22 protein-coding genes, 3 tRNA genes and 1 pseudogene are annotated in these 24,640 nt (G+C 71.4%); 14 read left to right on the forward strand and 12 right to left on the reverse strand.

The features are described 5' to 3' along the window. Positions 1–9: 9 nt before the first annotated feature. On the reverse strand, positions 10–1,179 hold the full coding sequence (locus tag J2S35_RS03630; protein WP_309849927.1) for a trans-sulfuration enzyme family protein: 1,170 nt from the start codon (positions 1,177–1,179) through the stop codon (positions 10–12). An 84-nt stretch (positions 1,180–1,263) separates the two neighbouring features. On the opposite strand from J2S35_RS03630, the gene tmk reads away from it, so the two are divergent. Together tmk and J2S35_RS03640 are read left to right on the forward strand one after the other, a co-directional pair. Next, entirely contained in the window at positions 1,264–1,938 is a 675-nt protein-coding gene (gene tmk / locus J2S35_RS03635) for a dTMP kinase (protein WP_309849928.1), read from the forward strand. After that, positions 1,935–3,212, forward strand: coding sequence for a DNA polymerase III subunit delta' (locus J2S35_RS03640; protein ID WP_309849930.1), 1,278 nt, complete (start codon positions 1,935–1,937; stop codon positions 3,210–3,212). Before tmk ends, J2S35_RS03640 begins: the two co-directional genes overlap by 4 nt. Before the next feature lie 68 nt (positions 3,213–3,280). Here J2S35_RS03640 and J2S35_RS03645 read toward each other — a convergent pair whose 3' ends face one another. Beyond that, positions 3,281–4,006, reverse strand: a complete 726-nt coding sequence (locus J2S35_RS03645) for an HAD family hydrolase (protein WP_309849933.1) — start codon at positions 4,004–4,006, stop codon at positions 3,281–3,283. Positions 4,007–4,333: 327 nt separating this feature from the next. On the opposite strand from J2S35_RS03645, the gene J2S35_RS03650 reads away from it, so the two are divergent. Together J2S35_RS03650 and J2S35_RS09925 are read left to right on the forward strand one after the other, a co-directional pair. After that, positions 4,334–4,498 (forward strand): hypothetical protein, encoded by a 165-nt coding sequence (locus tag J2S35_RS03650; protein ID WP_309849935.1) that lies wholly within the window; start codon positions 4,334–4,336, stop codon positions 4,496–4,498. A gap of 229 nt (positions 4,499–4,727) precedes the next feature. After that, positions 4,728–4,943 (forward strand): annotated as a pseudogene (locus J2S35_RS09925) (helix-turn-helix domain-containing protein); the annotation flags it as partial. Here J2S35_RS09925 and J2S35_RS03655 read toward each other — a convergent pair. The 6 genes from J2S35_RS03655 to J2S35_RS03680 all read right to left on the reverse strand — a co-directional run bounded on the left by J2S35_RS03655 (position 4,899) and on the right by J2S35_RS03680 (position 10,047). Continuing rightward, positions 4,899–4,971: transfer RNA gene (locus tag J2S35_RS03655), tRNA-Thr, on the reverse strand. The pseudogene J2S35_RS09925 and the gene J2S35_RS03655 overlap by 45 nt on opposite strands. Positions 4,972–5,060: 89 nt before the next feature. Then, complete coding sequence (locus J2S35_RS03660) at positions 5,061–5,903, reverse strand: aldo/keto reductase (protein WP_309849937.1); 843 nt, start codon at positions 5,901–5,903, stop codon at positions 5,061–5,063. Positions 5,904–5,954: 51 nt separating this feature from the next. Beyond that, complete coding sequence (locus J2S35_RS03665; protein ID WP_309849940.1) at positions 5,955–6,416, reverse strand: hypothetical protein; 462 nt, start codon at positions 6,414–6,416, stop codon at positions 5,955–5,957. Further along, a complete protein-coding gene (locus tag J2S35_RS03670; RefSeq protein ID WP_309849941.1) occupies positions 6,416–6,649 on the reverse strand; it encodes a YbdD/YjiX family protein in 234 nt (77 codons plus the stop codon). Before J2S35_RS03670 ends, J2S35_RS03665 begins: the two co-directional genes overlap by 1 nt. Further along, entirely contained in the window at positions 6,642–8,909 is a 2,268-nt protein-coding gene (locus J2S35_RS03675; RefSeq protein WP_309849944.1) for a carbon starvation CstA family protein, read from the reverse strand. Before J2S35_RS03675 ends, J2S35_RS03670 begins: the two co-directional genes overlap by 8 nt. Before the next feature lie 184 nt (positions 8,910–9,093). Next, entirely contained in the window at positions 9,094–10,047 is a 954-nt protein-coding gene (locus J2S35_RS03680) for an NAD(P)H-quinone oxidoreductase (RefSeq protein ID WP_309849947.1), read from the reverse strand. Between the two features lie 48 nt (positions 10,048–10,095). Here J2S35_RS03680 and J2S35_RS03685 point away from each other — a divergent pair. The 4 genes from J2S35_RS03685 to J2S35_RS03700 all read left to right on the forward strand — a co-directional run bounded on the left by J2S35_RS03685 (position 10,096) and on the right by J2S35_RS03700 (position 13,545). Further along, positions 10,096–10,183, forward strand: a tRNA-Ser gene (locus tag J2S35_RS03685). Between the two features lie 146 nt (positions 10,184–10,329). Beyond that, positions 10,330–11,520 carry a glycosyltransferase family 87 protein gene (locus J2S35_RS03690; protein ID WP_309849950.1) on the forward strand — a complete coding sequence of 397 codons (1,191 nt, stop codon included), beginning with the start codon at positions 10,330–10,332 and terminating at the stop codon, positions 11,518–11,520. Between the two features lie 52 nt (positions 11,521–11,572). Next, entirely contained in the window at positions 11,573–12,451 is an 879-nt protein-coding gene (locus tag J2S35_RS03695; RefSeq protein WP_309849953.1) for an NAD(P)H-hydrate dehydratase, read from the forward strand. Beyond that, a complete protein-coding gene (locus J2S35_RS03700) occupies positions 12,448–13,545 on the forward strand; it encodes a glycerate kinase (protein WP_309849956.1) in 1,098 nt (365 codons plus the stop codon). Before J2S35_RS03695 ends, J2S35_RS03700 begins: the two co-directional genes overlap by 4 nt. A gap of 94 nt (positions 13,546–13,639) precedes the next feature. On the opposite strand, the gene J2S35_RS03705 is transcribed toward J2S35_RS03700, so the two are convergent. Next, positions 13,640–15,598 carry an FAD/NAD(P)-binding protein gene (locus J2S35_RS03705; protein ID WP_309849959.1) on the reverse strand — a complete coding sequence of 653 codons (1,959 nt, stop codon included), beginning with the start codon at positions 15,596–15,598 and terminating at the stop codon, positions 13,640–13,642. A 104-nt stretch (positions 15,599–15,702) separates the two neighbouring features. Here J2S35_RS03705 and J2S35_RS03710 point away from each other — a divergent pair. After that, positions 15,703–15,791 (forward strand) — tRNA-Ser (locus J2S35_RS03710). Between the two features lie 156 nt (positions 15,792–15,947). Here the strand turns inward: J2S35_RS03710 and J2S35_RS03715 are convergent. Both J2S35_RS03715 and J2S35_RS03720 read right to left on the reverse strand, forming a co-directional pair. Continuing rightward, entirely contained in the window at positions 15,948–16,703 is a 756-nt protein-coding gene (locus tag J2S35_RS03715; protein WP_309849960.1) for an NUDIX hydrolase, read from the reverse strand. Then, positions 16,704–17,126: a hypothetical protein gene (locus J2S35_RS03720; RefSeq protein ID WP_309849963.1), complete on the reverse strand. Its 423-nt coding sequence runs from the start codon at positions 17,124–17,126 to the stop codon at positions 16,704–16,706. A 35-nt stretch (positions 17,127–17,161) separates the two neighbouring features. Here J2S35_RS03720 and J2S35_RS03725 point away from each other — a divergent pair, with 35 nt between their 5' ends. Next, positions 17,162–18,187 (forward strand): aldo/keto reductase, encoded by a 1,026-nt coding sequence (locus tag J2S35_RS03725; RefSeq protein ID WP_309849966.1) that lies wholly within the window; start codon positions 17,162–17,164, stop codon positions 18,185–18,187. Between the two features lie 123 nt (positions 18,188–18,310). After that, on the forward strand, positions 18,311–19,084 hold the full coding sequence (locus J2S35_RS03730) for a hypothetical protein (protein ID WP_309849968.1): 774 nt from the start codon (positions 18,311–18,313) through the stop codon (positions 19,082–19,084). Positions 19,085–19,132: 48 nt separating this feature from the next. Here the strand turns inward: J2S35_RS03730 and J2S35_RS03735 are convergent, their stop codons facing one another. Further along, on the reverse strand, positions 19,133–21,373 hold the full coding sequence (locus tag J2S35_RS03735) for a RecQ family ATP-dependent DNA helicase (protein ID WP_309849970.1): 2,241 nt from the start codon (positions 21,371–21,373) through the stop codon (positions 19,133–19,135). Positions 21,374–21,472: 99 nt separating this feature from the next. On the opposite strand from J2S35_RS03735, the gene J2S35_RS03740 reads away from it, so the two are divergent. From J2S35_RS03740 to J2S35_RS03750, 3 genes are all read left to right on the forward strand, one after another. Next, a complete protein-coding gene (locus tag J2S35_RS03740) occupies positions 21,473–22,882 on the forward strand; it encodes a phosphomannomutase/phosphoglucomutase (RefSeq protein ID WP_309849973.1) in 1,410 nt (469 codons plus the stop codon). Positions 22,883–23,006: 124 nt separating this feature from the next. Continuing rightward, positions 23,007–23,519, forward strand: coding sequence for an RrF2 family transcriptional regulator (locus J2S35_RS03745; RefSeq protein ID WP_309849976.1), 513 nt, complete (start codon positions 23,007–23,009; stop codon positions 23,517–23,519). 126 nt (positions 23,520–23,645) lie between these two features. Continuing rightward, the gene (locus J2S35_RS03750) at positions 23,646–24,626 is read left to right on the forward strand and encodes a polysaccharide deacetylase family protein (RefSeq protein ID WP_309849978.1); all 981 of its coding nucleotides are present in this window, start codon (positions 23,646–23,648) and stop codon (positions 24,624–24,626) included. Positions 24,627–24,640 lie beyond the last annotated feature (14 nt).

Genomic DNA, 24,640 nt, shown 5'->3' on the forward strand with positions numbered 1-24,640 from the left:
CCCCCAAGTCTACGCGGGGTCCCTGGGTCCCTCCGGGGAGGCCGGGGCCAGGGTGTCGAGGGAGCGTCGCAGGTCCTCCCAGAGGTCGTCGACGCTCTCGATGCCGACGGAGAGCCGGATGAGTCCGGGCGGCACGGACGGAGACTCTCCCGGGTGGCGCCGGCGCCGTTCCAGGGTGGATTCCACCCCTCCGAGGCTCGTCGCGCTGACCCACAGCCGCAGGGAGGCGATGAACGCGTCCGCCTCCTCGGCGCCTCCCGGCAGCTGGATGCTCAGAATGGACCCGAACCCGTCCATGGTGCGGGCGGCGATCGCGTGACCCGGGTCTGCTGGGAGAGAGGGGTGCCGCACCGACGCCACGGCGGGGTGGGCCTCGAGCCGGCGCGCAAGCTCCGCGGCGTTCTCCTGCGAGCGCTCGATCCGCAGGGCCAAGGTGCGGAGACCGCGCAGGGCGAGCCATGCCTCGAACGAGCCTGCAACCGCGCCGCCGAGGAGGCGCTGCTGCACGAGCCTCTCCCGCAGCGCGGGCGTTGACGCCACCGCGGCCCCGAGCACCACATCCGAGTGCCCCGCCAGGTACTTCGTGACGGAATGGACGACGACGTCCGCGCCAAGCAGGAGGGGCCGCTGGCCCAGCGGGGTGGCGAAGGTGTTGTCGACGATGCTCGTGACCCCGCTGCGCCGCGCCTCGGCCAGCACGAGCGGGAGGTCTGTGACCTCGAGCATGGGATTCGTCGGGGACTCGAGCCACACCACGAGGCCCCCGGGGGCAGGGCGGCGGATGCGCTCGACGAGTCCAGCTCCGCCGTCGGCCTCGACGAGCTCCAGGGTGAGCAGCCCGCGAGAGGCGAGCTCACGGGCCACCGCGACAGTGCCGAGGTAGGTGTGGCGGAGCATGACGAGCGTGGCGCCCTGCGGAACGAGGGAGAGCGCGGCCGAGACGGCCGCGAGGCCCGAGGCGAAGAGCACAGCGGGCTGCTCGGCGCCCTCGAGATCCGCGAGCGCCTCCTCGAAGGGGTCCCAGCTCGGGTTGGCGTCCCGGCCGTAGGTGCGCACCCCACGGGCGTCGCCGCGCCCGACGAACGTCGACGTGAGGACGATGGGCGGGTTGAGGGACGACTCCTCCTCGTGGGGCGGCCTGCCGAGGGAGACGACGCGGGTTTCGGGGCGCAGCGACATGGGGACAGGCTATCTGAGGATGCGTCCTCCACAGGGGCCGCTCTCGCCTTCTGGATTCCACTGGCGACGAATAGGCTGGGGGATGTGACTGACACGCAGAACGCCCCCGCACGCGCCGGCCTCTTCATCGTCCTGGAGGGCGGTGACGGCGCAGGCAAGAGCTCGCAGATCCCGGAGCTGGCGACATGGCTGACGAGCCTCGGCCACGAGGTCATCGCCACGCGGGAGCCGGGCGGCACGGACATCGGTGAGCGCATCCGCCCGCTCGTCCTGGAGCACGGTCAGGGCGAGGTCGACGCCCGCACCGAGGCGCTGCTCTACGCGGCGGCGCGGGCGGCCCACGTGGAGCAGCGGATCCTCCCCCACCTTCGGGCCGGCGGCACAGTCATCTGCGACCGGTTCGTCGACTCCTCCGTGGCCTACCAGTCCGCTGGGCGAGAGCTCTCGGCGGACGAGGTGCTGTCCATCAACGCCTTCGCGACGCAAGGGCTGACGCCGGACCTCACGGTCCTGCTGGACATCGACCCGGCCGAGGGGCGGCGGCGCCGCACGGCGGGCGGGGCTGAGGACCGCCTCGAGGCCGAGCCGGATGAGTTCCACGCGCGCCCGCGCCAAGCCTTCCTCGACCTGGCTGCCGCCGCGCCCGAACGCTACGAGGTCATCGACGCAACCCTCACGCCGCGCGAGGTGCAGGCGCGCATCCAAACCCGCGTGCAGCGCCTGCTCGAGGCTCGCGAGGACGGGCGGGAGGGGGCATGACCCGCCACACCCAGGCGCCGAGCGAGGCAGAGACGAGCCGCGCGGCCTCGACGAGCAGCGCCGCGGCGAGCGCCCCGGGCTCGGCGCCGGCAAGGGTGGAGCTGACGGGCGTGTGGGCGGATCTCATCGGCCAGGAGCGGGCGGTCGAGCCCCTCATGGCGGCCGCGGCCTCGACGACCCCGCACCACGCCTGGCTTGTCACAGGCCCTCCGGGCTCGGGGCGCTCCAACGCGGCGCTGGCGTTCGCCGCAGCCCTCAACTGCCCTCACACGGAGATCGAGCCTCGCGGGTGCGGCACCTGCCGCTCGTGCACGCTCGCGGCCGCCGGCAGCCACCCGGACATCACGCGGATCGCCACGGACAAGTCCGTCATCACGATCCAGGAGGCCCGGGACATCGTCCGCCGGGCCTACGACCGCCCCACGTCCGGGCGCTTCCGCGTCATCGTCATCGAGGACGCAGACCGCATGGCGGAGCGGACCACGAACGTCCTCTTGAAGGCCGTCGAGGAGCCCCCGCCCCACACGATCTGGGTCCTCTGCACGCCGAGCCCGGGAGACGTGCTCGTGACCATCCGCAGCCGCTGCCGCCTCGTGAGCCTGCGCCTGCCGGACCCGGAGGACGTCGCCCGGCTCCTCACCGAGCGGGACGGCTTCGCGCCGGAGATCGCCCGGCGCGCCGCCCTCGCGGCGCAGAGCCACATCGGGATCGCCCGCCGCCTGGCCTCGGACCAGGATGCCCGCGCGCGGCGCCACGAGATCGTCACGCTCCCATCCCGCCTGACGAGCGTGTCCGCGGGCATGCAGGCCGCCGCCCACCTCGTGGCCCTCGCGGACTCAGAGGCCGAGGCGTCCCTGGCGGTGCGGAACGAGCGGGAGAAGGAGGAGCTGCGGCGGCAGCTCGGTCTCGAGTCCGACGCCGCCATTCCTCCCGCCCTCCGCGCCCAGTTCAAGCGGCTCGAGGACGAGCAGGCGCGCCGAGGCAAGCGCAGCCGCAACGACTACTACGACCGAGCCCTGACCGACCTCATCTCCTGGTACCGGGACCTCCTCATCATCCAGACGGGCGGCACGAACCTCGTCAACGTCGACCTCGCGGACTCCCTCGCCGCCACGGCGGCCGCGACTCCGCCCGAGTCCACCCTCGAGGCCATGGAGACCATCAACGCGACCCGGCGGCGGCTCGTGACGACGAACGTCGCCGCCGCCCAGGCCATCGAGGCCATGATGATGGCCCTGCTCAGCGCCCCCGCAGCGGCCGCACCCCGGCGGTAGGCATCGGGCCGCACCGCTCACAGGGGCGCGGCTCACTCGGGGGCGCGCAGAGCCGCCCCTCGGGGGCGTCAGGCGCGGACTCCCCGCGCCCTCTCAAGCACAGGGAGGGCACCCACGGAGTCGACGACGTCCGTGGCCCCGGCTGCGATGAGCTCCGCGGCCGTGTGGGCCCCGGTCGTGACACCCACGACGTCCCTCGCCCCCGCGCGGACTCCCGTGAGCATGTCGTTGACGGAATCACCCACGACAAGGACATCGCGGACGTCGTCGACATCAAGGGCGAGAACCGCCGTCAGGACGAGATCGGGGAAGGGGCGCCCCCTCCCCGCGTCCGAGGGGCACAGGCTGAGGTCCGCCAGGCCCATCCAGCCGAGGGACTCGAGAATGGTGTTCTGGGTGTGGCGGCCGAAACCGGTCACGAGGCACACGAGAACCCCCTGCTCCCGGAGCATCCCGATGGCCTCACTGGCGCCGGGCATGGGGCAGACGCCGCGCTCGCGGACCAGGGCGTCAAACGTGGCCTCGAACATGCGGTTGGCGCGGTGGGCGGCCTCGAGGTCGTCGTCGAAGAGCTCGCGGAAGACGGAGAAGGTGCTGGCTCCGCCTGTGCGGTTCCAGGCGGCGCGGAGCGAGAGACCCTCGGCGGACTCCGGATCCGTGCCGTGGGATGCGAGGACGCGGGACAGGCTGTCCTCGCGCAGGCCCGCCACATCCACCGTGGTGCCCGCCATGTCGAGCACCGCCAACTGCGGCACACGGGACCGGCGGGGTCCGTCTACTCTGGTCAGGCCCATGCGCCTCCCCCTTCTCGCAACGCTGCACCCTCACGACGAGAAGGGCTGAATCCCATCCTTGCGCCCCGATGTGACGCGGGCGGGGAACGGAAGGTGACCGCCGCATGAACTCGGGGCGGGAAACGACGAACGCCCCCTCCGGAGCGGCACGCGCGCCCAGGCAGGGGCACGCCGATCCCTCATCACCCTGCCGAGCAACGCGCAATCGTGATAAGTATTAATCACACTCATTTGCCTGCTCCCCTACAGAAAGGAGGGGTGGCGCTCGGCAGCCTCAGACGCACCCCCTCGGAGCATCTCCGCGACCGTTGCGCCATCGACACCGCCATGAGAAAGAGCCTCGTCTGCAACCTCATCGCCCTCACCGCTCTTGGCGCCTATCTGGCCCTCGGGTCGAACTACCCCGCCGCCGGTGTGGCCATCTCGCTCGTGGGCCTCGGGTGTCTAGGGGCAGTCCTGTGGTCCCCCGCCAGAAGGGACGCGAGTGTCTAAGCCGATTCAGTACTGGTCCCGCACCGACGTCGCAACCTATTTGGGAGTCCTCCCGAGCTCCCTGGGCCGTTACAAGCTTCCAGAGCCTGACGTCCTCGTGGGGACCGCACGCGGGTGGCTCCCCGAGCGCATCCGGGCCTGGGACCAGACACGCCCCCGCGCATCACGCCGCAGCGAGCGGCCTGAGCACCCTTCAGACAGCTCCCCTGCCGCCTGAGAGCTCGCCGACCTCGCCGGCATCTCCCGCGCCACGATCAGCGCAGCCGAGAACGGACACCGCGAGCCATCCCGCGCCACCATCAGCATGTGGGCCTTGGCCACAGGCGTCGACCGGCACTGGCTCATGACCGGGGAAACGAAAAACGCCCCCTCCCCTGACGGGGAGGAGGCGTTCTCTGGGAGCCCCCTGCCGGGATCGATCCGGCGACCTTATCATTACGAGTGATACGCTCTACCATCTGAGCTAAGGAGGCACGCTGTCCAACCGGACAACAGCCACCACTCTAGCGGAGGAGCGGCGCACTCTGCAAATCAGGTGCGGCGCCCGGCGTCGGGGCCGGGACTACGCGAAGTCGGAGACCGCGGGGTCCGGGCCGATCCGGCCGTCCTCGCCCTTGTCGAGGCCGTTGATCGCGTCCATGTCCTCGTCCGTGAGAGTCACGCCCGTGGCGGCGAAGTTCTCCTCGATGCGGGACGGGGTGACCGACTTCGGGATGACGACGTTGCCGAGCTGGAGATGCCAGGCAATGACGACCTGGGCCACCGTGGCGCCGAGGCGCTCGGCGATCTTCACGAGCACGGGGTCCTCGAGGAGCTCCTTGCCCTGGCCCAGCGGGGACCAGGACTCGTGGAGGATGCCCATGTCCCGCTCAACCTCGCGCAGCGCAGCCTGGTTGAAGTACGGGTGCGTCTCAACCTGGTTGATGACCGGGGCCACACCCGTGACATCGGTGATCTCGCGCAGGGCGTCCGCGGTGAAGTTCGAGACGCCGATGGACTTCACCAGGCCGCGCTTCTGCAGCTCGATGAGCGCCTTCCACGTCTCCACGTAGAGGCCCTGCTTCGGCTGGAGCCAGTGAATGAGGTAGAGGTCCACGTACTCCAGGCCGAGGCGCTCAAGCGAGGCCTCCAGCGCGGCGATGGCGGCCTCGTACCCCTGGTCCGCGTTCCAGAGCTTGGTCGTGATGAACAGCTCCTCGCGCGGAATGGACGAGGCGGCAACGGCGCGGCCGACGCCCGCCTCGTTCTCGTACACCTTGGCGGTGTCGATGTGGCGGTAGCCCACCTCGAGGGCCTTGGTCACGGCGGCCTCAGCGCCGTCGTCCTCCACCTGCCAGACGCCGAAGCCGAGCTGCGGGATGGAGCGGGAATCACTGAATTTGAGGTCCTTCACGGTGTTGGTCATGGGAACAGTCAACACCCGGGCCCCGGATTCGTCACCCCCTGCGGGACAGTTTCACTGTGACCGAACGTCCCGCAGCGCGGCCTCAGCGGCGGCGATCTCCTCGAGAACCTGACGGGCCCGGCGCTCGACGTTCTCCACGCCCGCGGCCCCGTCGTCGGCCCCTCCGGGAGCCAGGAGGGTCATGGCCGCCGCCTCCGCGCTCGCGGCGAGCGCGTTGCCTGCGCGGGAGAGGCGCCGGTGAACCTCCGTGAAGCGCCCCCCGGGGACATTGAGGTCGACGCCGGGGGCAGCCCGGTGCGCCTCGACGCAGACCGCCCGGATGCGCGGGAGTGCGTCGGCGAGCAGGTCTGCGGCGGGCACGAGCCGCGAAGCAGCCTCGTCCTGCCCCTGCTCGAGGATCTGGTGGAAACGGTCGAGCCCGCGGATGTAGCGGTCGTGGGCGCGCCGCCACAGCCCCGTGCCGAGCTCGGACTCGTCCCGGCGGCGGGCTCGGGCCTGCGCGAAGAAGGCCACTAGCAGCACCTGCCTTGGGGCTCGCGGTCCTGCCGGTCCGTCTTGTCCCGCCAGAACTCGCGCTCGGTCATGAGGCGCCCAGGGCACTCGCCGCGGGCCTCGAGGCGGGCGTGGTGGGCCGCGTACTTCTCATATGCGTCCGCCCCCATGACTCCGCGGGCGAAGCGCGCCACGGACGCGGCGACGTCCCGGACGCCCCGCCGCGGGGGCGCCGCCGCCTGCCCGTCACCCATGGTGGCTCGGGGCACGCTGGACGCCGAGCTCGGCCCACTGGCGCTCAAGCTCCTTCTCTGCGGGCGTGGCCAGCAGGCCGGACGGCGCGTAGATCTCGGAGGGCACGAAGGGGTCCTCGGTGCTCGAGTGCGAACCGCGGCGCAGCGAGCGCAGCGTCGAGATGACGGCGGCGATGATGACGATGATCGCGAGGACCACGAACAGCACCGACAGCGTGCCCTGGACGGCCGTGTTGCGGACGACGGCCTCCATGGCGGCCTGTGTCTTGGCCGTTCCGAGGCTCGTCTTGCCCGCCGCGAGCGCGGACTTGAACTGCTCGTGCTGCGCCCAGTAGCCCACCTTGGGGTTGGAAGAGAAGATCTTCTGGATGCTCGCCGTCACGGTGACGACGGTGACGAACGCGAGGGGCACCGCGAGAATCCACAGGTACTTGCCGCGCCCGGCCCGGGCCGCGATGCCCATGCACACCGCGAGCGCGATGGCCGCAAGGAGCTGGTTGGCAATGCCGAAGAGCGGGAACAGGGTGTTGATGCCGCCCAACGGGTCGGTCACGCCCATGATGAGGACGGAGCCCCAGGCCGCGACCATGATCGCCGTGCAGATCCACACGCCTGGACGCCAGGAGAGGTCCCGGAAGCGCGGCGCGATGTTGCCCAGCGAGTCCTGGAGCATGAACCGGGCCACCCGGGTGCCTGCGTCGACAGCGGTGAGGATGAAGAGGGCCTCGAACATGATGGCGAAGTGGTACCAGAAGCCCATCATGGCCACGCCGCCGCCGACCTGGTGCATGATGTGCGACAGCCCGACCGCCAGGGTGGGCGCGCCGCCCGTGCGGGAGACGATCGACTCCTCGCCCACGTTGTGCGCTAGCTGCGTCAGCGTCTCCGGGGCGAGGTTGACGTTGGCGAGGCCGAGGCCATTGACGAACGCCGACGCGCCCTCCGCGGTCCCGAGGGTCAGGGCCGAGGACGTGTTCATGGCGAAATACACGCCGCGGTCGATGGACAGCGCGGCGACGAGCGCCATCACGGCGACGAAGGACTCCATGGCCATGCCGCCGTAGCCGATGAGCCGGGTCTGCCGCTCCTTCTCCACCATCTTCGGCGTCGTGCCGGACGCGATGAGGGCGTGGAAGCCGGACAGCGCGCCGCAGGCGATGGTCACAAAGAGGAACGGGAACAGGGAGCCGGAGACGACCGGCCCGTCAGAGCGGCTCGCGAACTCCGAGAACGCCGGGACGTGGAGCTCGGGGCGCACGAGGACGATGGCGAGGGCCAGCATGACGATCGTGCCGATCTTCATGAACGTCGAGAGGTAGTCGCGCGGGGCGAGGAGCAGCCACACGGGCAGCACGGCCGCCACGAAGCCGTAGATGATGATGACCCAGGCGATCGTCGTGCGGTCCCAGTGGAAGAACTCGGCGCCCCAGGCGGACTCCCCGACCCAGCGGCCCGCGATGATCGCGGCCATGAGGAGGACGAACCCGATGACGGAGATCTCCATGACGCGGCCCGGCCGAATGTAGCGCAGGTACACCCCCATGAAGAGGGCGATGGGCAGGGTCATCGAGACCGAGAAGACGCCCCACGGGGACTCGCCGAGGGCGTTGACGACGACGAGGGCGAGGATCGCGGTGATGATGACCATGATCGTCAGCGTCGCGATGATGGCCGCAGTGCCGCCGATGGGCCCCAGCTCGTCACGGGCCATCTGGCCCATGGAGCGCCCGCCCCGGCGCATGGAGAAGAAGAGGACCACGTAGTCCTGGACGCACCCGGCGAAGATCGCGCCGACGATGATCCAGATGGTGCCCGGCAGGTAGCCGAGCTGCGCGGCGAGGACCGGGCCCACGAGCGGCCCCGCGCCGGCGATGGCCGCGAAGTGGTGGCCGAAGAGGACGCGCCGATCCGTGGCCGCGAAGTCCTTGCCGTCCGCCCGGTACTCGGCCGGGGTGGCGCGCTTGTCATCCGCCCGCAGCAGGCGGGACTCGATGAACGTCGCATAGAAGCGGTAGGCGATGAGGTAGCTGGCCACGGCCGCGAACACGAACCAGATGGCATTGATGCTCTCCCCGCGGGACAGCGCCAGGACGCTCCACGCCACAGCGCCGAGGAGGCCGACGCCCACCCAGGCGGCAATCTGCAGCGGGGACATTCGCCGGCGCTCGGCCTGGATGACGTCTTCGTCCAGACCTGCAGGCGGCAGGGTGGCAAGGCCCGCGGAGGCCGAGGGCTTCGGGGGTGGGACAGCTGTGCTCACGGAAACCTCGCTGGGGTGGAGAGGACCCGGCCCAGCGGCGCGGACGCGAGTGAGAGCCGGTCCAGCGCGCGGCCAGGGGCGCCGACAAGCGGTGACGCCACTCACAAGTTTGCCACGGATGCGCGGACGGTGGCCCACCCGGCGCCAGCCGCCGTCGTCGGCATCAGAGCGGGCGCGCTCCGCGTCAGGCGCGCAAGAGGACCTTCCCCCGGTGCACTCCCTCGTCGAGGCGAGCGTGAGCCGCGGCTGCCTCGTCGAGCGGGAAGACGCGGTCCGTCGTCACGCGGATCGCCCCCGACTCGATGAGCGGCCACACGCGCTCGCGGACACCCGCCATGATGGTGCGCTTCTCCTCGAGCGGGCGGGACCGCAGGGTCGTGCCAATGATCCGGGCCCTCTTGCCCATGAGGGTCGCGAGATCCAGCTCGCCTGTGCGCCCCTTCTGGAGTCCAATGACGACGACGCGGCCACCGGTCGCGAGCGCCGCCAGATTGCGCGGCAGGTATGCGGCGCCGACGACGTCGAGGACGACGTCGGCCCCGCCGGCCTCCTCCTTGACCCGCTCGACGAAGTCCTCGCTGCGGTGGTCCACGACGACGTCCGCCCCGAGCTCCCGGCAGTAGTCCGCCTTCTCCGGGCCGCCGGCCGTCGTGATGACCCGCGCCCCGAGCGCGGCCGCGTACTGGATGGCGAACGAGCCGATGCCCCCGGCGCCGCCGTGAATGAGGACCGTCTCGCCAGAGCGCAGCCCCGCCTCGAGGCCGAGGTTGGAGTGGACGGTCGCCGCGACCTCAGGCAGGCCGGCTGCATCCACCGGGTCGATTCCCGCCGGCACGGGCAGCACGAGGCCCGCGTCCACGGCGACGCGCTCGGCGTACCCACCGGAGGCCAGGAGCGCGACAACCTGCTCACCGTCCCGGTCTCCGCCGACGACGCGGCCCGAGACCTCGAGGCCCAGGACGTCCGTCTCACCGGGCGGCGGCGGATAGACCCCGAGGCGCTGCTGGACGTCCGCCCGGTTCACGCCCGCGGCCGTGGTCTCGATGAGGAGCTGGCCCTCGGCGGGGCTGGGCTCGGGGCGTTCGACGACACGGAGGACCTCGGGCCCTCCCGGTTCAGAGGCAATGACAGCACGCATGTGGCCAGGCTACGCCCGAAGGCCCCATGTGAGATAATGGGTAGCTGAGGAAGGTTGTCCGAGCGGCCTAAGGAGCTGGTCTTGAAAACCAGTGCGCGGTCACCCCGTGCCAAGGGTTCAAATCCCTTACCTTCCGCGCGCGGAGGCGGGTCTCGCCCGGGGCGTCTGTCCCGGTGGCGAGGCCCGTCCTCCATCCTCACTCCGGCGCGCCGCCCGGCCGTCATCGCGAGCCTCGCCTTCTGCGCCCTCGCGGTCCCCGCATTCCTCCTCATCCTCGAGGCCATGGGCCTGCGCGTCTGGTCCGTGGACTTCTTCGCCTACCGCTACGCCGTGGAGACGGGGCTGCGCGGGGAGGACGTCTACACGCGCTGGGTGACCGGCCCCGGGCTCGACGAGCGCGGCCTGCCGTACAACTACACGCCCTTCGCGCTGCTCGCCCTTCTGCCGACGGCCCTCGGCCCCTGGTGGTTCGCCTACGGGCTATGGTCCATCGGCACCACGGCGGCCATCGGGGCGGCCATCGCCGTCGTCGTCCCCCGCATCCTCGACGTCTGGTGGCGCCTCCCGCTGACGCTCCTGGCGCTCCTGCCCACGCAGATCCTGGCGCATCACCTGATGTTCGGGCAGGTCAACGCGTTCCTCACACTCGCTTGCCTGGTGGACGTGTGGCTCATGGCCCGCGTGTGGCGCGAGAGCCGTGATCCTGCCGTGGAGGGCACTGTGGAGGACGGAACGCAGGGCACCGCGGCGGGCGGAACGCAGGGCGCTCCCCGGCGCCGCTACCCGGGAGGCGTGCTCATCGGCATCGCCACGGCCATCAAGCTGACCCCCGGCCTCTTCATCATCTTCCTGCTCCTTCTGGGGCGCTGGCGCGAGGCCCGGAACGCCTCCCTCGCGTGCGCCGCCTGCTTCCTCGCCGGGTTTGTGCTCTTCCCGCGCTCCAGCATCGTCTTCGCGACGACGACATTCTGGGAGCTCTCCTCCCGGGTGGACCTCAACAACGTCTTCGCAACGTCCGTCAACAAGTCCGTCCAGGGCGTCTTCGCGTCCATCTCTCCGGACCTCGCGACCGTGGGCAAGGCCGTCATGGTGCTCCTTGTCGGCGCCTGCCTCTGGGCGGCGGTCCGCCTGGCACGCCGGGGCGAGGCCGTGCTCGGCGCGCTCGCGGTGGGGGTGGGCACCACGCTCGCCTCGCCGCTGACGTGGGTTCACCACTGGACGTACCTGCTGCCGCTCCTCGTCGTTGTGGCGGTGCGCGGCGGGGTGGGCAGCCGGATCGTCTGCGCCGTGGCGTACCTCGGCGTGGTCCTCGCCGCTGCGGACTTCGAGGGCCCCCTCCTCGACCTCGCCGTGGGACCCGTGTCCCAAGCGCTTCTGGGGCCCGTGGGCCTTGTCCTGCGCGCCTGGGTGCTCGTGGCAGGCCTCGTCCTCACGGCCCTCCTTCTGAGACTTCCCGGGCGCCGCGAATCGTAGGATAGTCACGCTGACGCAGCCCCACGCGTCTCCCCACACCGAGGAGTGACCAATGATGTTCTCCGCCTCAGATGCGGCTCACGCTGTCCCCCGACCCGCGCCGGACGCGCACAAGTACTCCCGCGGCGTCGTCGGCCTCTCCACCGGAACGGCCCGCTACCCGGGAGCGGCCGTCCTCGGAGTCCGCGCGGCCCTCGCCGCTGGCGTGGGCATGGTCCGGTATCGGGGGCCGGAGTCCGTGGCGCACCTTGTCCTCGCCTCCCGCCCCGAGGCCGTCGTTGAGCCCCGCGAGGGGGCGCCCGGACACTGTCAGGCGTGGGTGATCGGCTCCGGCATGGAGGAGGACGACGACGCGGCCGCCGAACTCGACCGCCTCTCCTCAGACCTTCGCTCGCGCGGCGGGGTGCTCGTGGTGGATGCGGGCGCGCTCGGCGCGGTCCGGGCCCTCCGCCTCGGGGAGCGGCTGGGCGAGCGGGCCATCCTCACGCCGCACGCGGGCGAGCTTGCCCGCCTGGCCTCCGCCGCCGGGGCCGAGGTGTCCCGCGAGCGCGTCGAGGCCGAGCCGGCCGACTGGGCCGCGCGCATGTCAGAAGACCTCGGCTGCACGGTCCTCCTCAAGGGGCGCACCACCGTCGTGGCCTCCCCTGACGGAACCCGCGTCCCCGTCCGTGCCGGCCACCCGTGGCTCGCGACTGCCGGAACCGGCGACCTCCTCGCGGGCGTCATCGGCGCCCTCGCGGCCACGAGCGAGGCCGGGCCCCTGGACGTCGCCGCCGCCGGGGCGTGGATCCACGGGCGGGCGGGGCGCACCGCCGCGGACTCCGGCCCGTTCGGCGCCTCCGACCTGCCGCCGGCCATCCGCCGGGTGGTCCGCGGACTCACCTCGCTTCACGGCCCCGACGACACCGAGCACACCAGGAGCATGTCATGACGCCACGGCGCATCCTTCTCTGCCTCGACAAGTTCAAGGGCTCCCTCACCGCAGAGGAGGCCACGGCCGCGCTGCGCCGCGGCCTGCTCTCCCGGGACCCCGATCTGGGCATCGAGGACATGCCCGTGGCCGACGGGGGCGACGGCACGCTCGACGTCTTCCTGGCCCGCGGATATCGGGCCGTCGACGTCACGGTGACCGGCCCGCGCGGCGACGAGGTCGAGAGCGTGATCGCGGTGGACGGCACCACCGCCGTCGTCGAGACAGCACGGACCTCCGGCCTGGTCATGATGGGCGAGCGGCCGCTGGACCCCCTCGGCGCCACGAGCCGCGGCGTGGGGGACGCGATCCGGGCCTCCCTCGACGCGGGCGCGCAGCGGATCATCCTCGGGCTGGGCGGGAGCGCGACGACCGACGGCGGCGCCGGGATGCTCCAAGCCCTTGGGGCGCGTCTACTCGACTCTGCCGGCAGAGACCTCGGGCCAGGCGGCGGCGTGCTCGGCGGCCTCGCGGCGGTGGACCTGTCCGGACTCGACCCCCGTCTCGCGGACGCAGACGTCGTCCTCGCCTCCGACGTCACGAACCCCCTCACGGGGCCAAGCGGCGCGGCGGCGGTCTACGGGCCTCAGAAGGGCGCGAGCGAGGCGGACGTCGAGACGCTCGACGCCGGGCTCGCTCGCCTCGGCGAGCTCCTCGACCCGAACGCCATGGACCGGCCAGGGGCAGGCGCCGCCGGGGGCATCGGCTACGCGGCCCTCGCCGCGCTCGGCGCGCAGTTCCGCCCCGGCATCGAGATCGTCCTTGAGGCGCTCGGCGCACGGGAGGCCATGGCCCGCGCGGACCTCGTCATCACGGGCGAAGGGCGTCTCGACGAGCAGTCGCTCCAGGGCAAGGCACCGAGCGGCGTCCTCGACCTCGCGGCGTCCCTTGGTGTGCCGGTCACCGCGGTGTGCGGCCTCAACGAGCTCGGCCCGGACGGGCACGGGTTCACGGCCGTCTATGCCCTCGCGGATATCGCCCCGGACGCCGAGACCAGCATGCGGGAGGCCGCGCGGCTCCTCGAGGAGCTCGGCGCACGCCTCGACCTCGGCTGAGGGCGGGTGGCCCCAAACCGGGCGGTCCCGGACACGGCGTCAATCCCAGGGCCGGAGTCAGTCCTGAGGGCCGGCTTCCGCTCTAGGGCCGGAGTCAGTCCTGAGGGCCGCGCCGCAGGACAGAGTCCGCGATGGCGTCTGCATCCGCGATGGTCAGGGCCGAGCCGAGCCAGGCGCCGTCCGATTCCGCCGCGATCGCCGTCCCCCACTCAAGGGAGGACAGCTGGAGGCCAAGGCAGTGCAGCCCCGGCGTGGGCGTCCCCCCGGAGCCGAGCATGACCCGGTCCGTGCCCGTCACCGCAAAGCCGGTGCCGGAGTACTCGACGCCGTCCACGATGAGCCGGTGCGGCCGGGCCAGGCCCTCCTCCCCCAGCGCCTTGACCAGCGGAGACGCCAGCGCGGCCACGGCGTTGACAGGCATCATGGCCTCCACAAGCCACGACCCTTCGAGCTTCTGACCCTCCACCCACGGCGACGTCACCCGGAACCGGCCCGTGGCCGTGTCCGTGACGACGACGGGGCTCGGGCCGGCCACCTCGACCACGCCCGCACGCACGAGGGCCGCAAACTCGGCGATGCGCCGCGAGGGCGGGCCCGAGGCCAGCCCCTCGACCAGCGGCTCGAACCATCCGCGCAGCCGACGGTGCCGCGACTCCTCCGTGAGAATCCCGCGGGCCACGAATCCCTTGAGCGCCCACCGGGCCTGGTTGAGGGCGAAGACCGCGTGCTGACGCGGCGATCCAGCGGGGTTCATCGCCGTGCGGGCGTCCATCTCCACGGCCTCAAGGACGGCGAGCCTGTGCTCCTCCGGGCTTGAGAAGGAGCGCCCGACGAGAAGCCGAGCCTCCTTCTCGAGATCGAGCCGCTCCTCCTCCGGGCGGCCGTCGACAAACGCGCCGAGGCGAGCCAACGCGGACTCCGGGCTGCCACCGCCGCGGGCCTCCTCGCGGATCGCCTCCAGCTCGCCTGCCGCCTCGGGCGCCGCTACCGCCCAGTAAGCGAGGTCCGCGTCGGCCCGAATGAGCGGCCAGATCTCGGAATCGAAGTCCCGCGGGCCCTCCGCCAGCAGGGCCTCGAAGCGCTCCACCGTGGCGAACGCCCCCTCACGGGGCTCCTCCCCGGGCACGAAGTCCGGCTTGGCCGCGTACGGCAGCCCCCGGCGGGAGAGCGCGACGACGCGAGGCTCCCGGCCACTGCGCGAGTACTCGAGCTGCCCGTCCTCCAGCGTGCTGAAAGACCCGCCGCGGCCCTGCGTCAGCTCCGAGACGACATCAAAGAAGTTCAGGCCCATGCCGCGAATGACGACGCCCTCACCCGCGGGGATCCGGGACCAGTCGATATCGCACGGGATGCCCGGCGGGAAGTACCGCTCCCCCGCCCGGGCGAGGGCCTTGGCCTGTCCCGGGTTCAGCTCTGCGTCCACGTGGCCGAGCGCAAGAATGACGGCGTCGTGCACCCGATCCTCCCCGCCCGCCCGCAGACGGAAGGGGCCGGCGTGAGGCGCGTCCGGCCAGACGCGCTCCACCGCGGCGCGGACGTGCTCAAGGGTGACGCCCGCAGGCAGGGCCGCGCGCAGGGACGCCGCGACGCACTCGAGGTACGCGCCATAGACGGCGCGGCGGGGGTAGTCGGTGGGGGTGAGGGAATCGAGCTCCCGCTGCTCGGCCTCGGTCAGCCCGAACCCCGGCAGCGCCGCCACGACGTCCCGCCACGAGGCTCGGAAGCGATTGAACGTCAGGCCGCCCAGGACGGAGCGCGGGGTGTCCAGGCCCAGCGAGCGGGCGTCCTCCACCGTGGCATCCGAGGGCACGGCCGTGGGGAACGCGACCGGGGTGTTCATGAGGAACTGCGAGGACTGGTCCCGGCGCCACACGCGGCCGGACCCCAGCTCGAACGTCTCGTAGACCGTGATCTCGCACCCGCGGCCGGACGCCGCCGCCCGCGAGACGATGCGCTCCACCGCCGAGATCCCCCGCGGACCGCCCCCGACCACCGCGACCCTCACGGGCGCACTGGGGCTGACATGGTCTTCGGCGGCGGCAGGATGGGTCATAGCCTTCAGGATATCGCGGCCCCTTGGCGGGCGGCATGTTGCTCACACCCCCGCTAGTCGGTACTCTGGATGAGTTGATCCCTCCTCGGAGCGGCTCAACGGATGGAGACGTGCCAGAGCGGCCGAATGGACTTCACTGCTAATGAAGGGTCCGGGGAAACTTGGACCGGGGGTTCAAATCCCCCCGTCTCCGCCGAACAGCCGGGCTCCCGTCATCGTGACGGGGGCCCGGCTTTCGTTTGCCCTGTCCCCCTCCCGTTCCGTGGCGACTTTCGCCCCGAAAACCGCGCCCCAACGTGCGAACCTCACCCCGCAACGGGATGGTGGGTGGCGGGAGGTGCCAGGCGCGTCAGGCGCGGCGCAACGGTGGGCTGAGGAACGCCGGGCGCAGCGGATCCCCCGTGACACGCGGCCGGTACACCTTCGCCGGGGCCCCGCGCCCGCCCGATGCGAGGTACCGCTCCCCCGTCTCCTCGAGCGTCCCCGAGGCGAGGATCTTGCGCTGAAAGTTGCCCGGATCCAAGTCCACGCCCCACACAGCCGCATAGACCATGCGGATCTGGGACAGCGTGAACGCCTCCGGAAGAAACCGCGCCGCAACAAGCGTGAACTCCATGCGGGAGGCGATGCGCTCGATCGCGTCCTCCAGAATCTCGGCGTGGTCGAACGCCATCTCGGCCCCCTTGAGGTCCGCGCACCGCGTCCACTGGGTCTGCCCGTCCGCGACGACCTTCGGCAGGCGCGCGTTCATCGTCGCGGCGATGCCCACATGCGCCACGGACACGACGCGCATGCGGGGATCCCGGTCCGGGGCCGTGTACGTCTTGAGCTGCTCCACGGCCACGCTGGTGCCGAGGCCCGTCTTCTCCCGGGCGATGCGCTCCGCGGCCTCGCCCGCAGACTCGGTCTCCCCGAGGAAGCCGCTCGGAAGCCCGAGGCGCCCCTCAAACGGGTGCGAGGCGCGGCGGCGCGTCAGCACGAAAAGCTCGCCCCGCTCGACGGCGAGCAGCGCGAGGTCGGCAGTGACGGCGAAAGGAGGGTGGTCAGCAGGGTTGTAGGCCGCGAGGAAGGACTCCTCAGGCCCGGTCCCCGAAACGTCAGGCACTCAGCGGCCGCGAGGCGCGTCGTCGTCGCCCTTGCCGAAGCCCTCCAGGCCGTCAAGGCGACCGTCCGTGAACGGATCCCCCAGAGGCTCGGAGCTGAAGGCTCCGTCCGCCCACGGGGCCGCCGGGCCCTGATGCTGCTGGGGGTGCTTGGCGAGCGCGGCGACGGCCACCGTGGACTCGAAGAGCGTGGCCTTCGTGGCCTTCTGGTAGGTCTCGACGGCCTCCCGCTGGCGGCCCTGCGCGATGCACGCGTAGACCTGCCGGTGCGCGTCCGCGTCCAGCTTGGCGCTCGCCTCCCGCGCGAAATCGGGCGAGGCCGAGTCCTCGATGCCCTGCGCGACGGCGCCCCGACCACGGCGAACGAGCATGAACACGAGGCCCGCGACGGCCACGGCGACGAAGATCCACCAGAGATAGTCCATGGCCCAAGGTTATCGGGCCTGGCAGAGTGTCGCCTATGAAGATGAACATGCTCGGCCCCACCGGTCTCGCCGCCTCGGAATACGCGCTCGGCACGATGACGTTCGGAGGGGCCACCGATGAGGCCACGGCCTTCGCCATGATGGACAGGTACGTGGAGGCCGGCGGCAACGTCATCGACACGGCCGACATCTACAACCTGGGGGCCAGCGAGGAGATCGTGGGCCGCTGGCTGGCTGCGCGCCCCGACGCCGCCCCGGACGTGGTTCTCGCGTCCAAGGCCCGGTTCGGCACGGGCGAGCGGGACGGCGTGAACCAGCGCGGCTACGGCCGGAAGTTCCTCCACGACTCGCTGGAGGGCTCGCTGCGACGGCTCGGCGTCGACTCCATTGACCTCTTCCAGCTGCACGCCTGGGACCCGCGCACGCCCATCACCGAGGCGCTGCGCTTCCTCAACGACGCCATGGCCGCGGGCAGGATCCACGCCTACGGCCTCTCGAACTTCACGGGCTGGCAGATCACCAAGACGGTCTATGAGGCGCGCCTGCACGGCTGGGCCGAGCCGGTGAGCATTCAGCCCCAGTACTCGCTTCTGGTGCGGGAGATCGAGTCGGAGATCCTGGACGCGGCCGACGACGCCGGGATGGCCGTTCTGCCCTGGTCGCCGCTGGCCGGCGGGTGGCTGTCCGGCAAGTACCGCAAGGATGACGAGCCGAGTTCCGACTCGCGATTCGCAGGCCGGGCCGCGAACCTGCAGTCCTCGTGGGACGAGCGGAACGAGGACCCGCGCACGTGGGCCGTGCTGGGCGAGCTGGAGCGGATTGCCTCGGCCCACGGCTGCACCGTGCCGCAGGCCGCCCTCGCTTGGACCGCCGCGCAGCCCGGGATCACGAGCGTGCTCCTGGGCGCCCGGACGATGGAGCAGCTCGAGGACAACCTCGGCGCGGTCTCGGTGGAGCTGACCGCGGACGACATCGATGCTCTGAACCAGGTCTCGAAGCCTGCGCTGACGGAGTACCCGTACGGGGCGCCGGCGCTGGAGCAGCGTTCGCGGGACATCTGAGGCGGGGCCGGGATGGGCTTGGCCCACGCTTCGGCTCACTCTTGACAAGGCGGGTTAGGGGGCTGATGATATTCCAAATCATTCCCACGCACGGTTTTCCCCCGTTTTTTTGAAAGGCCTGCCATGGCTGCCCCCATCACCCGTCGCCGCGTTGCCCAGTACGCGGCCTGGACGGCCCCCGCCGTCGTCGCCATCGCCGCCGCACCAGGCGCCGCTGCGAGCCCCATTACAAGCTCTCCGCTCTGCGGACAGTCCATTTCCTTTACTTCGGACTGGGCGCAGATCACTGAGATTTCAGGCAGCCATACACCTGGACCCTCGGGCGCGTATTACATCCAAAATTATGGCGAGGGTGCCTCATACGGGTCTTGGGACAGCGGTGCCGATCCGGCATACCGAGCTTTCAGCGCCTACCACCTCGACTCTCTGTCCTACAGCGTCACCTATCCCGCGGTTGAAGCAGTAGCGGGCCAGGCACTGACGTTCACTTTCCCGCTCACCGTGGGCTACGCCAACGGCGATCCGCAGAACGCCATGGAGCAGCGGCTGGACATTGACATCGACGGGACCACTGTCTTCAAGGCCTCGACTCGCTTGATCCCGTACTCTTCCAGCCAGTACTTCCCCACGAGCAGTGCGTACAGGACCGTGGGAACTGGCGCGGTCACCGCGGAGGGCCGCACCTCCCTCCCTGCGGGCACGACGTCATGGTCCTTTACCTGGACAGCCCCGTCAACGGGGACGTTCCCCATGACCTTCACGTTCTGGAAGGCGACGAACACGGGCCCCTATGACCGAACGAGTCATGTCCACGACGCGCCCAGCACGACGGCACCGACGGACGTGATCGGCACCGACAAGTTGAGCGTCGGAGCCCTCGCGGTTTCCTGCGCCTAATCCGGCGATGGCGTGGGGCGGCCGGGGACCAAACAGGCGTCGAAGGGGCTAGGCGGGCGTGGCGAGGGCGAGCGGGAGAACCGCCTCCGCCCCGGCACGCCGCAACTCGCGAGCGGCCACGGTCATGGTCCACCGGGAGTCCACGAGGTCGTCGATCAGCAGGACGGGCCCCCGGTGCTCAGCGAGACCCGCGGCCCACCCCTCAGGCACCGCGAACTGCCCCCACACGTCCGCGAGGCGGTAGGCGCTGTTGCCACCCGGCTGACTGGAGGGGCCGCCGTGCGGGGTCTCGAGAGCGCCCAGGAACGGAAGGCGCCCCGCCTCAGAGATGGCGCGAGTGAAGCTCTCCACGAGCACGGGACGCCGCCGAGACGGGACGTACGCCACGGCCACGGGGCGCTCGGTCCAGCCCCAGTCCGCGAGGACCCTGATTCCCGCCTGCACGAGGCCGGCTGGGGCCTCCTGGTCCGGGGCGTCCGGGGCGAGGAGGGCTCGCAGAGACTGGCCGGTGCCCAGGTCTGTGAATCGGGCAATGGCGCGGCCCTCAAGCGCGCGCTCCGCGGGCGGAATGTTGCCCTTGACCGGCACCCCGAGGCGGTCCATGCCCTGGGGCCACTGAGCTCTCGGGGCGATGGGGACACCGACGCGGGCGGTGGCGCCGCCCGCGAGGGCCTTCGCCTCCTCACTGATGGTGGTGGAGTACCAGGGGCCCGCGCAGTTGTCGCACTTCCCGCAGGACTGACCCGTCGGGTCGTCGAGCTGGTTGGTCAGGTAGAGCATCCGGCACTGACTGGTCTGTTCGAACTCCAGCATGGCGTTCTGCTCGGTCACACGCTCCTCCGCGATGCGCGCATAGCGCTCCCGGTCAAACTCCCAGGGCCGACCCGTGGCCCGCCACCCGCCGCTGATGCGCTCGACGGCGCCGTCCACGGCGAGCACCTTGAGGAGGAGCTCCAGGGGCGAGCGGCGGAGGTTGACGCGTGCCTCGAGCGCCGGCGGCGAGAGGACCCCGCCCTCCGCAAGCGCAGTCAAGACGGCTGTGGCCCGGGCCTCGTCCGGCATGGACGCCGTGGCGAAGTACCGCCAGATTTCGCGGTCCTCCGCCCCCGGCAGGAGGAGCACGTCTGCGTGGTCCGTTCCGCGCCCGGCGCGGCCGACCTGCTGGTAGTAGGCCACCGGCGAGCTGGGGGCTCCCACGTGGACCACGAACCCGAGGTCTCGCTTGTCGAAGCCCATCCCGAGGGCGCTCGTGGCGACAAGGCACTTGACCTCGTTGGCCTTGAGGGCGCGTTCCGCGGCTTCCCGCTCCTCCGGGTCCGTCCCGCCTGTGTAGGTCAGCGCGGAGTGGCCGGCGCGCTTGAGCAGCTCCGTGATGTCCTGGGCGGCGGACACCGTGAGCGTGTAGATGATGCCCGAGCCGGGGAGGTCCCCCAGGTGGTCCACGAGCCACGCCAGGCGCGCCTCGGGGGACGCGAGCCTCAGGACGCCCAGCCGGAGCGACGCCCGAGCGAGCGGCCCACGCAGCGTGAAGACCTCGCCGCCCGTTCCGTCCACGAGGCTGTCCACGCCGAGCTGCTCCTCGATGTCTGCGACGACGCGCGAGTTGGCCGTGGCGGTCGTCGCGAGCACGGGCACGCCCGCAGGCATCCGCGCGATGACGTCCCGGATACGGCGGTAGTCAGGCCGGAAGTCATGACCCCAGTCAGAGATGCAGTGGGCCTCGTCAATGACAAGCAGGCCCGTGGTGGCCATGAGCTGAGGCAGGATCTCGTCCCGGAACCCGGGGTTGTTGAGGCGCTCGGGTGAGACCAGGAGGACGTCGATCTCCCCGGCGCGCAGACGCCCCATGATCTCTCCCCACTGGGTGGAGTTGGCGGAGTTGATGGCCTCAGCCGCCACCCCTGCCCGCCGCGCCGCCTCAATCTGGTCCCGCATGAGCGCGAGCAGGGGCGAAATGATGATGGACGGGCCCGCGCCAGCCCGGCGCAGCAGCTTGGACGCCACGAAGTAGACGGCGGACTTGCCCCAGCCGGTGCGCTGGACGACGAGGGCGCGCCGCTTCTCCACCACGAGCGCCCGGATGGCCTCCCACTGCCCCTCGTGGAAATCCGCCTCCGGGGCGCGCGTCAGTTCCCGCAGGACGCCCAAGGCCTCCTGCCGGGCCGGGTCCTGGCCTCCGCCATCCCGGTCCTGGCCTCCAGCACCCTGGCGCTGCCCCTCAGCGTTCTGCCCCTGCCCGTCCAAGCCCTGGCCCTGCCCGTCAAAACTGCGCTCATCGACTGTGCTCATGCCTCGAGTATGGCAAGAGGGGTGGACACGTTGAGCCCACACCGTCTCGGCCTCCTTCGCACCCCCGCGCGGGAACCCCTGGGCGGCTAAGCTGGAACGGTGACTATCGATCTCTCATCCTCATTCAAGGCCTATGACGTCCGAGGCATCGTCGGCGACACCATCACGGCCGAGACGGTCGAGGCCGTCGGCGCCGCGTTCGTCGACGTCGCGGAACTCGCCGGCAAGACCGTGCTCATCGGCGGTGACATGCGCCCTTCCTCCCCCGAGTTCGCCAAGGCGTTCGGGAAGGGTGCCCGCGCCCGCGGTGCCAACGTGGTCTACCTCGGCCTCATTTCCACTGACGAGCTGTACTACGCCTGCGGCGTCGAGAACGCCGCCGGCGTCACGTTCACGGCGAGCCACAACCCCGCCGAGTACAACGGCATGAAGATGTCGCTCGCCGGCGCGGTGCCGATCTCCTCGGAGACCGGTCTCTTCGACGTCCGGGACCTCGCCCAGCGCTACCTTGCGGACGGCATCCCGGCCGGAGACACGCAGGGCACCGAGCAGGAGGAGGACATCCTCAAGGGGTACGCCGAGTTCCTCCGCAGCCTCGTGGACCTCTCCGGCAGCCGCCCCCTCAAGGTCGTCGTGGACGCGGGCAACGGCATGGCCGGCTTGACCACGCCAGCCGTCCTCGGGGACACGATCCTCCCGGCTCTGCCCCTGACGATCGAGCCGCTCTACTTCGAGCTCGACGGCACGTTCCCGAACCACCCCGCCAACCCGCTGGAGTCCGAGAACCTCCGGGACCTTCAGAAGGCTGTCGTCGAGCACGGTGCGGACATCGGCATTGCGTTCGACGGCGACGCGGACCGCTGCTTCGTCATCGACGAGAAGGGCGAGCCGGTCTCCCCCTCGGCCGTCACCGCCATGGTCGCGCGCCGTGAGATCGCCCGCGCCAAGGCCGCCGGCGAGGAGACCCCCGTGGTCATCCACAACCTCATCACCTCGCGCGCCGTGCCTGAGCTCATCGAGCACGACGGCGGCCGCGCCGTCCGCACCCGCGTGGGGCACTCGTTCATCAAGGCCCAGATGGCCGCGGAGAACGCGGTGTTCGGCGGCGAGCACTCGGCGCACTACTACTTCCGCGACTTCTACAACGCGGACACGGGCATGCTCGCGGCAATGCACGTCCTCGCGGCTCTCGGCGAGCAGGACGGCCCGCTGTCCGAGCTCGGCGCTGAGTACGAGCCCTACTTCTCCTCCGGTGAGATCAACTCGAAGGTCGAGGACAAGGCCGGGGCCGTGGCCCGCGTCAAGGCCGAGCTCACGCCGGAGTACAACGGCGTGGCCGTGACCATGGACGAGCTCGACGGCACGACCTTCACGGCCGCCGACGGCTCCTGGTGGGTCAACCTCCGCCCCTCCAACACCGAGCCGTTCCTCCGGTTCAACGGGGAAGGCGTGGACGAGGCAACGTTTGCCCCAGTCCGGGACCGCGTCCTCGAGATCGTCCGGGCTTAGGCCCCAGCCCCGGGTGCCCGTTCCCTCCGCACCCGGGTTTTGATCTGCACGACGGCGTCCCGCTCACCGGGGCGCCGTCGTCATCTTCCCAACCCCGCCCGCCTCACGGTTGCAAAGGAGCACGATGAGACTCAACGTCTTCTCGGACTTGTGCCTGCGCATCGTGCTGGCGCTGGGCGAGCACGAGCCGCAGACCGGGCGGCAGCTCGCGGAGCGGGTCGGGCTGCCGTACAACCACGTGAGCAAGGCCGTCATCCGTCTGCGGGAGCTGGGCCTGCTCGACGTGCAGCGCGGGCGCAACGGCGGCGCATCCCTCTCGCCGGCGGGCCGGACCACGACCGTGGGCCGCCTTCTGCGCGATCTCGACGAGCGGCCCAACGTGGCGGCGTGCTGCGAGCCGGGCCGACCGGCGTGCCCGCTCCTCGGCCGATGCGGTCTCCAGCACGTGCTCAACCGGGCGCGGGAGGAGTTCTACCGCGCGCTGGACGACGTCGTCATCACCTCCCTCTCCCCCGCCTCCAAGACCCTCATCCCCATCCCCCCGATCCCTCCCGCGGCCGAACCGGCCCAGGCCGAGCCCACCCAGGCCGAGCCGTCTGCCGCCGGGGATCTCGACCAGCAGCAGTCAAGGATGTAGAAGGGCACCGTCATGACGTCACCGGAGCGCGCAACACCCACCGGCGCACTGACTTTGCGGTCCTCCGGGCCGCCCAAGGAGCCCTCGCGCTCTGCGGAGGGACACTCGCGCTCCGCGGAGGGAAGCGTGAAGCGGCCGCCGCTCGCACGGGGGCACCACAGTCGCCGCACGGCGCTCGCCGCTTTCGGCACCCTCCCCCTGCTGGTGGCGGGCTGTGCGGAGGGGAGCGACGACGACCCGCGCGGCCCCCAGCCGAATCCTTCAGGCAGCCCAGCCGACGGCCGCACCTCCGCCGGGCCCGGGGCAGGTCCAAGCCCCTCCGGAGGCCCGTCCGCGAACGGCGAGGGCACCTCGGGCGCCCCCGATCCAGCCTCTCCCGAGGGCGCCTGGGGTGCCGAGGCCCGCCGGAAGGCCCTCGCGGCGGCCGGAAGCACCGCCGGCAGGCACTGGAGCACGGAGCCGCCCGGCAGTCTGGCCCGCTTCACCCCCGCAACGGGCCGTGAGCGTGCCCTGACCTTCGACGCGTGCGGCGGGGACGTCCTCGGGGTGGACCACAAACTCATCGCGATGCTGCGGCGCGAGGGGGTCAAGGCCACCCTGTTCCTCAACGAGCGGTGGATCGGGCGGCACGAGGGCCTCGTCCGCGAGCTCGCCGAGGACCCCTTGTTCGAGCTGGCCGTCCACGGGACCCGCCACGTCCCGCTGTCCACGAGCGCCCGCGCGGCCTACGGGATCACGGGGACGGCCTCTGCTGCCGAGGCCTGGGACGAGATCACGGGCGCCGCCCGCGTCCTCGCGGGCTTCGGCGTTCGCCCGCGCTTCATGCGGCCCGGGACGGCGTTCGCGGACGAAGTGTGCTCTCGCCTGGCTCTGGCCGCGCGCCTGCCGCTCGCGTCCTTCTCCGTCAATGCCGACGCCGGGGCCACGTTCACCCCGGCCCAGGTCGCCGAGACGGTCGTCATGGCGCCTGCGGGCAGCGTGCTCATTGCGCACATGAACCGGCCCGGGGGCGGGACTGCGGGGGGCTTCACCGCGGCGATCCCCGCCCTGAAGGCGTCAGGCGCCCGCTTCGTCACGATGAGCGAGGCGTTTCCGGAGCACGCGTAGGCTCGCAGCCGGCG

The sequence above is a fragment of the Falsarthrobacter nasiphocae genome (genome assembly GCF_031456275.1).
In the GTDB taxonomy this organism is placed as follows: Bacteria; Actinomycetota; Actinomycetes; order Actinomycetales; family Micrococcaceae; genus Falsarthrobacter; species Falsarthrobacter nasiphocae.

Bases quoted from the DNA above. Each gene is read 5' to 3' on its own strand.
- J2S35_RS03645 (WP_309849933.1), bottom strand. From the start codon at position 4,006: ATGGGCCTGACCAGAGTAGACGGACCCCGCCGGTCCCGTGTGCCGCAG.
- J2S35_RS03725 (WP_309849966.1), top strand. From the start codon at position 17,162: ATGAAGATGAACATGCTCGGCCCCACCGGTCTCGCCGCCTCGGAATAC.
- J2S35_RS03730 (WP_309849968.1), top strand. From the start codon at position 18,311: ATGGCTGCCCCCATCACCCGTCGCCGCGTTGCCCAGTACGCGGCCTGG.
- J2S35_RS03670 (WP_309849941.1), bottom strand. From the start codon at position 6,649: ATGGGTGACGGGCAGGCGGCGGCGCCCCCGCGGCGGGGCGTCCGGGAC.
- J2S35_RS03660 (WP_309849937.1), bottom strand. From the start codon at position 5,903: ATGACCAACACCGTGAAGGACCTCAAATTCAGTGATTCCCGCTCCATC.
- J2S35_RS03720 (WP_309849963.1), bottom strand. From the start codon at position 17,126: ATGGACTATCTCTGGTGGATCTTCGTCGCCGTGGCCGTCGCGGGCCTC.
- J2S35_RS03650 (WP_309849935.1), top strand. From the start codon at position 4,334: ATGAGAAAGAGCCTCGTCTGCAACCTCATCGCCCTCACCGCTCTTGGC.
- J2S35_RS03700 (WP_309849956.1), top strand. From the start codon at position 12,448: ATGACGCCACGGCGCATCCTTCTCTGCCTCGACAAGTTCAAGGGCTCC.
- J2S35_RS03640 (WP_309849930.1), top strand. From the start codon at position 1,935: ATGACCCGCCACACCCAGGCGCCGAGCGAGGCAGAGACGAGCCGCGCG.
- J2S35_RS03680 (WP_309849947.1), bottom strand. From the start codon at position 10,047: ATGCGTGCTGTCATTGCCTCTGAACCGGGAGGGCCCGAGGTCCTCCGT.
- J2S35_RS03745 (WP_309849976.1), top strand. From the start codon at position 23,007: ATGAGACTCAACGTCTTCTCGGACTTGTGCCTGCGCATCGTGCTGGCG.
- J2S35_RS03630 (WP_309849927.1), bottom strand. From the start codon at position 1,179: ATGTCGCTGCGCCCCGAAACCCGCGTCGTCTCCCTCGGCAGGCCGCCC.
- J2S35_RS03705 (WP_309849959.1), bottom strand. From the start codon at position 15,598: ATGACCCATCCTGCCGCCGCCGAAGACCATGTCAGCCCCAGTGCGCCC.
- J2S35_RS03695 (WP_309849953.1), top strand. From the start codon at position 11,573: ATGATGTTCTCCGCCTCAGATGCGGCTCACGCTGTCCCCCGACCCGCG.
- J2S35_RS03690 (WP_309849950.1), top strand. From the start codon at position 10,330: ATGGGCCTGCGCGTCTGGTCCGTGGACTTCTTCGCCTACCGCTACGCC.
- J2S35_RS03735 (WP_309849970.1), bottom strand. From the start codon at position 21,373: ATGAGCACAGTCGATGAGCGCAGTTTTGACGGGCAGGGCCAGGGCTTG.